The sequence below is a fragment of the Plantactinospora sp. A48 genome (assembly GCF_055793945.1).
Genome location: NZ_JBTIXF010000111.1, coordinates 1 through 9,636, shown reverse-complemented (window position 1 = coordinate 9,636; position 9,636 = coordinate 1). Strand labels below are relative to the sequence as shown.

The window sequence follows — 9,636 nt, the reverse complement described above, 5'->3', positions numbered from 1 at the left end:
GGGGGGAGAGGAAAACCCTCTTTCTCCCCACTTGCGGGGGAGGAACATGTCAAGCCTGCTCGCTGTGGGTGTGGTTTGCTCTGTTTCCCCCCCCCCCCCCCCCCCCGTGCCGGTCCGCTCAGCCGTCGGTACGGCGGCGCCGGCTCACCAGCATCAGCACGATGCCCGACAGCAGCACCAGGCCACCGCCCCCGACCAGCGGGACCAGGACCGAGCTACCGGTCACCGGCAGTTTGCCGTGCCCGGGCCAGTGCGGGGGCCAGGGCCCCGGCTTGGGCCCATGTTTGATCTTGACGGGGACACACAGCGTGGACTCCCGGGAGACCGGCTCGGCGCCCGACGGCGTCGTTCCGGTCGCGGTCGCCCGGTCCTTGATGCACCGCCCGTGCGCGTCGGCCGGCGAGACCGTGTAGACCGCCTCACAGGTGGTGCTCTCGCCCGGGGCGAGCGTGACCGAGCCGTTCGGCGTGTGCTCCGGCCCGCAGGTGATCGGTCCCAGGTTCTCCGGGCTCGCCGGCGGGACCAGGGTGTCGGTCACGGTGACCCCGGTCAGGGTGACCGAACCGGTGTTGGTGACCACGAACCGGTACCGGATCCGCTGGCCCACCCTGTGCGCCTCAGCCGGCTCAGCGGACTTCTCCACGGCGATGGTCGCCCGGGTCACGGTCACGGTGGCCGAGGCCGGGTCCGACCGTACGGGTGACGGCGGTTCCTGACCGGGCACGGTGGGCGGGGTACCGATCGCGACGGCCGTGTTGGTGATCGTCCCGGCCTTGATGTCGGCCCTGGTCACGGCGTACGTCGCGGTGCAGGTCGTGTCCTCCCCCGGCGCCAGCGAGGTGCTGCCGCAGGTGATCGCCGAGGGGGTTCCGGTGCCGGAGAAGCTGGTCTCCTCGACCGTCACGTCGGTCAGCACGGTGTCACCGGTGTTCGTGACGACGTACCGGTAGGTGACGACCTCGCCCGGCTCGGACACCACGTCCGGGTCGACCGACTTGGTGAGCCCGATCGACGGGTGCAGGATCGGGATGTCCACGTCCGACGGTCCGGAAACCGGCGGCGGCCCGCTGGGCGGGGTACCGGTCGCGGTCGCCACGTCGATCAGCGAATCCTGCCTGAAGTCGACCTCCGAGACCGTGTACGTGGCTCGACACTCGATGGACTCGCCCGGCGCCAGCGTTACGGAACCGTTCGGTACGTTGTTCGGCCCGCAGGTGATCAGTGTCAACAACAGTCGGCTGGCGGGGGGCAGCAGGGTGTCGTTGACCGTGACCCCGGTCAGGGTGACGCCCCCGGTGTTGACCACCCGGTACGTGTACGGCACCTGCTGCCCCGGCATGGTGATGGCCACCGTGGTGGAAGATTTCGTCACGTCGATCCCGGTCCTCGGTTCACCGGCGGGGATGGTCAGCCCGGCCGGGTCGGAGTCGATCGGCGGGCCCTCCGGCGGAGTGCCGTGCGCGGTCGCCGTGTCGTCGAGCGATCCGTGATCGATGTCCGCCTGGCTCACCGTGTACGTCGCCGTACACGTCGTGGACACCCCGGGCGCCAAGGTTGTGACCGGGCAGGTGATCGGACCCAGATCCGAGTCCGACGACGGCGGCGTCTGCACATCCGTCACGGCGATGCTCGACAGCGTGACCCCGCCGGTGTTGACCACCACGAACCGGTATGGCACCTGCTGACCGGCGACCGTGATCGTGGTCGTCGTCGACGACTTCACCACGGTGATCTCCGCGCTCAGCGGCGTCGCCGGGATGGTCAACAACGACGGCGCCGAGTCCACCGGAGTGGTAGTCCCCGGCGGGGTGCCATGCGCGATCGCGGTGTCGGAAACCTCACCGATGTCCAGGTCCGCCTGGCTCACCGTGTACGTGGCCGTACACGTCGTCGACGCCCCCGGCGCCAGCGTGGTCACCGGGCAGGTGATCGGACCCAGATTCGCGTCCGACGACGGCGGGGTCTGCACATCCGTCACGTTCACGCCCGACAGCGTCAAGCCGCCGGTGTTCACCACGTGGAACGAGTACGGCACCTGCTGACCGGCGACCGTGATCGTGGTCGTCGTCGACGACTTCACCACGGTGATCTCCGCGCTCAGCGGCGTCGCCGGGATGGTCAACAACGACGGCGCCGAGTCCACCGGAGTGGTAGTCCCCGGCGGGGTGCCATGCGCGATCGCGGTGTCGGAAACCCCGCCGTTGTCCAGGTCCGCCTGGCTCACCGTGTACGTGGCCGTACAGGTCGTCGACGCCCCCGGCGCCAGCGTGGTCACCGGGCAGGTGATCGGACCCAGATCCGAGTCCGACGACGGCGGGGTCTGCGCGTCGGTGACGTTGACGCCGGTCAGGGTCAGCCCACCGGTGTTGGTGACCTGGAACCGGTACTGCACCTGCTGACCGACGGTGGTGATGGTGCCGCTGGTGGAGGACTTGAGCACCGAGATCGCCGGGGTCAGCACCTCGGCCGGAATGGTCAGGTCGGACGGTTCGGAGCTGACCGGCGTGGTGCTCCCGGTCGGGGTGCCCTGGGCCGTCGCGGTGTCCGAAACCCCACCGTTGTCCAGATCCGCCTGCGTCACCGTGTACGTCGCCGTGCAGACGGTTGATTCCCCGGGGTCGAGCGCGGTCACCGGGCAGGTGATCGGGCCGAGGTCCGCGTCCGACGACGGCGGGGTCTGGGTGTCGCTGACGGCTATGTCGGTCAGCCGGACGCCACCGGTGTTGACCACGTGGAACGAGTACGGCACCTGCTGACCGACGGCGCTGATCAGCGAGGTGGTCGACGACTTCACCAGGTCGATGCTGGCCTCGGTGGGGCTGCCGCAGGACAGGGTGGTGCTGAACGGGAAGTAGTGGATCTCCCCGCCCTCGTGGTCGAGGGTCCGGGTGATGATGCTGCCCTCGGTGTTGCTGGCGGACAGGTCGATCAGGTCGGCGTTGGGCGCGTAGATGCTGCCGTCGACGGTCCGGGCCCCGGCGGTGAGGGTGAGCTGGGTGGCGGTCGGGAAGTTGATCAGTACGTACCGCGCCTGCTGGCCGCCGATGCCGGAGAAGTTCGGCGCGTTCCACGCGAAGACGTTCCCCACCCCGCTGGTGTCGACATTGATCAGCAGCGGGGTGTTCGCCGTGGGCTGGTCGGCGAAGGTCAGGGTGTCGATGTTGTTCAGGTCCGTGGCACTGAGGTTCAGCACGTTCGTGACGCCGCTGGTCAGCGTGACCACGGCGTTGCTACCCGGCGGGATCGGCCGGGGCAGCACAGCTCCGTTGGGCGTACGGAGCACCACGGTGTTCTCGCAACCGGAGAGCCCGGTCGAGGTGGTCCGGAAGGACTCGAAGGCGGCGGCGAAGTTGATCGGCGAGGTGGGGCCGACATTCGCGGGCGGCTGCCGGATCGTCAGTTCGACCCGGGGATGAGCCTCGTAGTCGTTGGTCGGCAGGATGCGGGTGTTCACCGCGGCACCGTTGTTGTCGGTGTCCCGGACGAAGGTGCCGGTGAGGTTGCCGATCTTGGCGTAGCCCTGGGAGAGCACCTGGAGGCGGGTGCCGGGGACGCTGGCGGCGAAGTTGACCCGTCCCCCCACCACCAGCGCCGACGGCTGGCTGTCGCCGGGGACCACGAACGAGCCGGCGGTGTTGTTGGCGAGCTGGTAGTTGCCGAAGGAGAGATCACCTCCCACGGCCATGGTGCCCTCGTTCTCGTCGTGGACCACGTTGGCGTTGCCCTCGGTCATCACGCCGAAGCTCAGTGCCGGCGCGACCGGGTTGACCGGTCCGATCGCCGCCGCCGTGACGGTTGGTGCCGGATCCGTGTCGTCCGCGGCCCATGACGGAACGGCGGGGATCGTCGCGACGAGTGCCGAGAGGGCCGCGACTGCGGCGACACGCCGCCACCGGCCTGCCCACCTGACTGACCTGCTCATTTTTCCCCCGATGACTTGTTTGTGGCGGAGCATAACCATTTGGGGGAAATCAGGAGATAAGTACCTGAAATCCGATTCTTCCATCGAACTCCCGCGACCGCCCCGCCAACCTTCGACGACCACCCCGCCACCCGGGTCGAGCCGGCCCCCGTACCGGCCCGAATGGCCCCTTCATCACCTTGAGTAACCGACGAATATGTTCTGTCGTCGATCCGGCGGACGCGCGCTCAAGCCTCCAGCTTGGACACCTGTGTGATGGATCAGCTACACAGCGACGCGACGGTGGCCCCCGTCCATCACCGTGAGGTAACCTCACGCCCGGTCATCGCCGATAGGCGCGCGTGGCGCCTGCGGTGGCGCCGCCTAATCACCCATCCGGGTGAGTCGGGGAACCAGGTAACTGGGGCTAATCCGCGTCGGACGCGGTAGGGGCAGCTTCCGTCCCGAGCCCGGCAGCTAACCCGGCCGGCGGTCACGGAAGGACAGAGCGGATTGGCACTGCGACCGATGTGGTGGAGTTCGGTGATCGCGGCGGTGGCGACGCTGGTCGTCGCGGTCGGTCCCGGACCCGCCATCGCCGCCCCCGGCACTCCGAATCCCTCCTCAACCGGACAGGGTCCCGACGAGGAGAGCCCGTCCGGTCACACCGGCGACGGGGATGACCGGCTGCTCAGTGAGGCCCTGGAGACGGCCAACCGCAACTACGTGACGGCGAAGGCCAAGCTCGACAAGACGTTGAAGCGGCAGCGGGAACTCGCCGACGAGGCGCGCCGTGCCGACGAGGCCCGGGACCGGCTGGCCCCGGACATCGGCCGGATCGCCGTCTCGGCCTACCGGGTCGGGCCCGCCGGCCAGGCGGCGATGCTGCTGGACAGTTCCTCGCCGGACGACTTCCTGGCCCGGGCCACCGGCCTCAACGAGATCAACCAGGTCAACGACGGCAAGATCGCCGAACTGAACGCCGCCCGCGACCGGGCCCGCGCGGCCCAGGCCGCCCTGGACGAGGAGGTCCAGGAGGAGAAGCGGCTCACCGCCGTCATGGCGAAGCAGAAGGAGAACGTCGACAAGTCGCTGGACCTGCTGGGTGGCAACCGGCAGATCGGCAAGGGCTTCGTCTCCGCCACCTCGCCGGTGGCGAAGGCCGCCCCCCGGGCCGCCGACGGCAGTTGGCCGCGCGAGTCCTGCAACAAGAAGGACCCGACGACGAGCGGCTGCGTCACGGCCCGGACCCTGAACGCCTACAAGGAGACCCGCAAGGCCGGGTTCAACCGGTTCGCGGGCTGCCACCGCAATGGCGGACCGTTCGAGCACCCCAAGGGCCGGGCCTGCGACTGGTCACTGATCAGGAGCGGCTTCGTCCACGCGCAGAACAAGGACCAGATCCTGTACGGCAACAACCTCGCGGCGTTCCTGATCCGCAACGCCGACCGGCTCGGCATCTACTACGTCATCTGGTACAAGCAGATCTGGTTCCCGGCGACGGGGTGGAAGTCGTACAGCGGACCGTCGGACCATACCGACCACGTACACATGTCACTGCTCTGATTCTCGCGGCTGCCGCCGGTCCAGTCCTGGCGGCTGCCGCTGGCGACGGGTGACCGGACCATCCGGCCGCGCCGGTCGACCGGTGGCCGGGCCGACCGGCTGGTCGGTGGCCGGGCCGACCGGCTGCCGGCGTTGGCCGGCGGCCGGACCGTCCGGCTGCCGGCGGGTCCAGCCGACGAACCGGTCGAACAGCTCGGCCGGGGTTACCGACGGTGCCCCGGAGCAGGCTTCGAACAGATCGGCGATGGCCGTGTGCAGGCACTCGGCCATGAACATCGACAGCCCCACCGGGTCGTCGACGTAGAGGCTCCGCAGGTCCGCGCGGGCGGGGCGACAGGGCCACGGGAACGCACAGTCCCGGCAGATCCACAGCGGTGCTATCGGATTGTGCCGCACGATGATCGGGTGCCGGACGGCCGACACCGGCCGGCGGATGGCTGGGGGTGTCGGCCGGCCCGCGAGCGCGGCAACCCGTACCAGCACCCGGACGGGCCCGCCGTGGACGCCCCCGGCGGCCACCGGAACGCCGGCCAGCACGATCCACTCCATCGACCGGGGGTCGACACCACCGGTGTCCGCCACCTCGGTGACCCGCATCCGGAGGCGACCGTGTCCGGACAACCAATCCGACTCGCCCACGTCGATCAACTGGCCGACCTCGACCAGGGGGCCGTCTTCCACCGCCGCCACCTCCGCTTGCCCGGCGCCCGGAGCACGCCCTGCTGGCGGCGCTCCTGACACCGGCTACCTCGAGGTCTACCGGTCCCAGTCCAGGGTTGCAACGGATCTGATCGAGAATTTCAGTCCGGTATTGACACTGACTCGCGCGGAACGGTAGAGCTGTCTCAAACGGCACAACGAGAACGTGAGGGGCGAGACGTGACACAAACGGATGCCGGGTCGAGCGTGCCCCGGCGACAGCTCGGCCGATACCTGAAACAGGCTCGGGAAGAGGCCGGTGTCGCCATCGAAGCGGCGGCCAAGGAACTCGAATGGTCCCGGGCCCGGATGTACCGGATCGAGGCCGGCTCCACATCCCTGCGCTCCCACGACGTGAAACTGATGTGCCAGCTCTACGGGGTGCCCGCGGACCTGACCGAGGCGCTGACCAGCCTCGCCCGGGAGACCAAGGCCCGAGGCTGGTGGCAGGCGTACGGCGACGCCGTACCGAAATGGTTCGAGCTGTACGTCGGCCTTGAGGCCGCCGCAAGCCAGCTCCGGCAGTACGAACCGGCCCTCATCCCCGGATTGCTGCAAACACAGGAGTACGCCGCCACCGTCATCGGCAGCAAGCCGGGAATCGCTGAGGACGCGGTCGCACAAGCCGTTGCCCTTCGGCTCGAACGCCAGCAACTCTTGACCAGAACCAGGCCGAGACCACCGAGGCTTGACGTGATCCTCGACGAGGCGGCGCTACGCCGCCGGTCGCCGGGAATGCCGGAACAGCTCGACCACCTGCTCCGGGCCGTCGATCGACCCAGCGTACGGATTCGAGTGGTTCCGCTCGTAACCGTCCCGCATCATGCCTCGTTAGCCGGAGGATTCGTGATTCTCGACTTTCCCCGCCTCGGCACCCGGCCGGCCGAGCCGACCACTGTGTACAGCGAGTCATTGACCGGAGCGCTGTACCTGGACAAGCCGGAAGAAGTGGCGGCATATGCCGAGGCGTGGGAAATGTTGGAAGGCTACGCTCTGGACGCCGACGAATCAGCACGCCTGCTGGCCGAAATCAAGGAGAGTGGCAACCATGAGTGACCTTCCCGCTGGCGCGCGCTGGCGCAAGAGCAGCCGCAGCGGCAGTCAGGGCAACTGCGTTGAGGTCGCCGGCAACCTTCCCGGCATCGTGGGGGTGCGGGACTCCAAGGACCCGACCGGGCCGGCCCTGGCGTTCGCCCCGGTCGCATGGACGAAGTTCGTCAGGGACCTGCCCCGGCAGCACTGACCGCACCACGACGAAACCCCCGGTCCGCATCGCAGGGATCGGGGGTTCGTTTTTTGACCCCCAAGGTCGCCCCCGCAGGGATGACGAAAGCCCGCGCTGGGTAATCCGGGGCGATGGGACCGCTGCGTACATCACCGCCGCTGCCAGAGGCCGTTGAGCTGCGCCGATGGGTACTGGACTCGCCAACCGAACTGAGTGGGTTGCGCGCTTCCCTGCACGAGGCGTTGACCGGCCACGCCCTGTTGGCGGGCGAGGCCCTGGACGAGGTCCCCGAACGGGTCGTGCTGGTCGCCACCGAACTGGCCACCAACGCGCTACGCCACGGGCTGCCCCCGACGACCGTGCGACTGCTCTGCCATGACGACCATTTCGTACTCGACGTGGCCGACCGCGACCTGCGGTCCATGCCGGAGCTCTCGGACACCCGGCCGCTCGGCTCCGGTGGTCGCGGCCTTCAGCTTGCCCGCGCGTTCTCCCTGGAGGTGGGCTGGTACGCCACCGAGGACACCAAGCACATCTGGGCCTCCTTCCCGCGCACCTGAGGGGCCCGAGCGTCCGGACCGGGGGCGGGATCGAAACTTTCGAAGCCATATCCGCGTGTGCGGCAGGATCTTCGCCCATAGACGTCCTTGATGTTTCCGAAAGTTTATCGGTAATATTCATCGACGCTCGTCGAGCACGGGCGAGTCGTAGGCCAGATCCGCTCTGCCGCGAGCCCGGAAGGTAAAGCCAGATGAGAACCGATCCGCTACCCGACCACCGGCCGATGGGAGCCCGTCGAGGCACCCGCGCGGCCGTGCTGGCCGGGACCGCCGGCGCGCTCGCCGCCGGGCTGGTGCTGACCATGGCCGGCTCGGCCAGCGCCGGCACCACGCTGGGCAGCGCGGCGGCCGAGAAGGGCCGCTACTTCGGCACGGCGGTGGCGGCGTACAAGCTGTCCCAGTCGGCGTACACCACGATTCTCGACCGTGAGTTCAACATGATCACGCCCGAGAACGAGATGAAGTGGGACGCCACCGAGCCCAACCAGAACCAGTTCAACTATTCCAGCGCCGACCAGATCGTCAACCATGCCCTGTCGCACGGCCAGCGGATGCGCGGCCACGCCCTGGCCTGGTACGCCCAGGAGCCCGGTTGGGCCCAGAACATGTCCGGCACCGCGCTGCGCAACGCGATGATCAACCACATCACCAATGTGGCCGGTCACTACAAGGGCAAGATCTTCTCCTGGGACGTGGTGAACGAGGCGTTCGCCGACGGCAGCAGCGGCGCCCGGCGCGACTCCAACCTGCAGCGCACCGGGAACGACTGGATCGAGGTGGCCTTCCGTACCGCGCGGGCCGCCGACCCCGGCGCCAAGCTCTGCTACAACGACTACAACACGGACGACTGGAACCAGGCGAAGACGCAGGCCGTCTACCGCATGGTGCAGGACTTCAAGTCCCGTGGTGTCCCGATCGACTGTGTCGGCTTCCAGTCGCACCTCAACAGCAACTCGCCGTACCCGAGCAACTACCGCACCACGCTGTCGAACTTCGCGGCGCTCGGGGTCGACGTGCAGATCACCGAGCTGGACATCGAGCAGGCGAACTCCACCTGGTACCGCAACGTGGTCACCGACTGCCTCGCCGTGGCCCGCTGCAACGGCATCACCGTGTGGGGCATCCGGGACTCCGACTCGTGGCGTTCCTCGCAGAATCCGCTGCTGTTCGACGCCAACGGCAACAAGAAGCCGGCGTACAACGCGGTGCTGGATGCGCTGAACAGCGGCACGCCGGTCCCGACCACGGCGCCGCCGACCAGCAACCCGCCGACGAGCGCGCCGCCCACCAGCGCACCGCCGACCAGCAACCCGCCGACCAGCGCGCCGCCCACCAGCAACCCGCCGGACGGCGCCGCCTGCACCGCGACGGTGACGCTGAACCAGTGGAACGGCGGCTTCGTGGCCAACGTGCGGGTCACCGCCGGATCCTCCGGGCTGAACGGCTGGAACGTGACGGTCGACCTGCCGTCCGGGGCGTCCGTGACCAACGCCTGGAGCGCCACGAACAGTGGCACCAGCGGTGCCGTACGGTTCACCAACGTCAGCTACAACGGCACGGTGGCAGCCGGACAGGCGACCGAATTCGGCTTCCAGGGCACCGGTACCGGCCCTGGCTCGGTGCAGTCCTGCGCCGGTTGATTGAGTCGGGGGCGAGGTGGGGACGAGGGGGAGGGCGAAAGAGAG

The 9,636-nt window shown here is 68.8% G+C and carries 7 protein-coding genes and 1 riboswitch; of the genes, 5 read left to right on the top strand and 2 right to left on the bottom strand.

The window, feature by feature from the left end:
* Window positions 1-118: 118 nt before the first annotated feature.
* Entirely contained in the window at window positions 119-3,922 is a 3,804-nt protein-coding gene (locus ACXN5W_RS29910) for a DUF7507 domain-containing protein (protein ID WP_473161736.1), read from the bottom strand.
* 350 nt (window positions 3,923-4,272) lie between these two features.
* Window positions 4,273-4,408: riboswitch (cyclic di-AMP (ydaO/yuaA leader) on the top strand.
* A gap of 6 nt (window positions 4,409-4,414) precedes the next feature.
* Here ACXN5W_RS29910 and ACXN5W_RS29905 point away from each other — a divergent pair.
* On the top strand, window positions 4,415-5,467 hold the full coding sequence (locus ACXN5W_RS29905; protein WP_473161735.1) for a coiled-coil domain-containing protein: 1,053 nt from the start codon (window positions 4,415-4,417) through the stop codon (window positions 5,465-5,467).
* Here the strand turns inward: ACXN5W_RS29905 and ACXN5W_RS29900 are convergent.
* A complete protein-coding gene (locus ACXN5W_RS29900) occupies window positions 5,456-6,148 on the bottom strand; it encodes a hypothetical protein (protein WP_473161734.1) in 693 nt (230 codons plus the stop codon). The two genes, ACXN5W_RS29905 and ACXN5W_RS29900, sit on opposite strands and share 12 nt — an antisense overlap.
* Window positions 6,149-6,346: 198 nt before the next feature.
* Here ACXN5W_RS29900 and ACXN5W_RS29895 point away from each other — a divergent pair, with 198 nt between their 5' ends.
* The 4 genes from ACXN5W_RS29895 to ACXN5W_RS29880 all read left to right on the top strand — a co-directional run bounded on the left by ACXN5W_RS29895 (window position 6,347) and on the right by ACXN5W_RS29880 (window position 9,591).
* Window positions 6,347-7,222: a helix-turn-helix domain-containing protein gene (locus ACXN5W_RS29895; RefSeq protein WP_473161733.1), complete on the top strand. Its 876-nt coding sequence runs from the start codon at window positions 6,347-6,349 to the stop codon at window positions 7,220-7,222.
* Window positions 7,215-7,409, top strand: a complete 195-nt coding sequence (locus tag ACXN5W_RS29890; RefSeq protein WP_473161732.1) for a DUF397 domain-containing protein — start codon at window positions 7,215-7,217, stop codon at window positions 7,407-7,409. The genes ACXN5W_RS29895 and ACXN5W_RS29890 overlap by 8 nt, the downstream gene beginning before the upstream one ends.
* A gap of 113 nt (window positions 7,410-7,522) precedes the next feature.
* On the top strand, window positions 7,523-7,951 hold the full coding sequence (locus ACXN5W_RS29885; RefSeq protein WP_473161731.1) for an ATP-binding protein: 429 nt from the start codon (window positions 7,523-7,525) through the stop codon (window positions 7,949-7,951).
* Between the two features lie 191 nt (window positions 7,952-8,142).
* On the top strand, window positions 8,143-9,591 hold the full coding sequence (locus tag ACXN5W_RS29880) for a glycoside hydrolase family 10 protein (RefSeq protein ID WP_473161730.1): 1,449 nt from the start codon (window positions 8,143-8,145) through the stop codon (window positions 9,589-9,591).
* Window positions 9,592-9,636: the final 45 nt, after the last annotated feature.

Excerpts from the sequence above, each read along its gene's own strand:
- ACXN5W_RS29910 (WP_473161736.1), bottom strand. The coding sequence starts at position 3,922 with ATGAGCAGGTCAGTCAGGTGGGCAGGCCGGTGGCGGCGTGTCGCCGCA.
- ACXN5W_RS29890 (WP_473161732.1), top strand. The coding sequence starts at position 7,215 with ATGAGTGACCTTCCCGCTGGCGCGCGCTGGCGCAAGAGCAGCCGCAGC.
- ACXN5W_RS29885 (WP_473161731.1), top strand. The coding sequence starts at position 7,523 with ATGGGACCGCTGCGTACATCACCGCCGCTGCCAGAGGCCGTTGAGCTG.
- ACXN5W_RS29880 (WP_473161730.1), top strand. The coding sequence starts at position 8,143 with ATGAGAACCGATCCGCTACCCGACCACCGGCCGATGGGAGCCCGTCGA.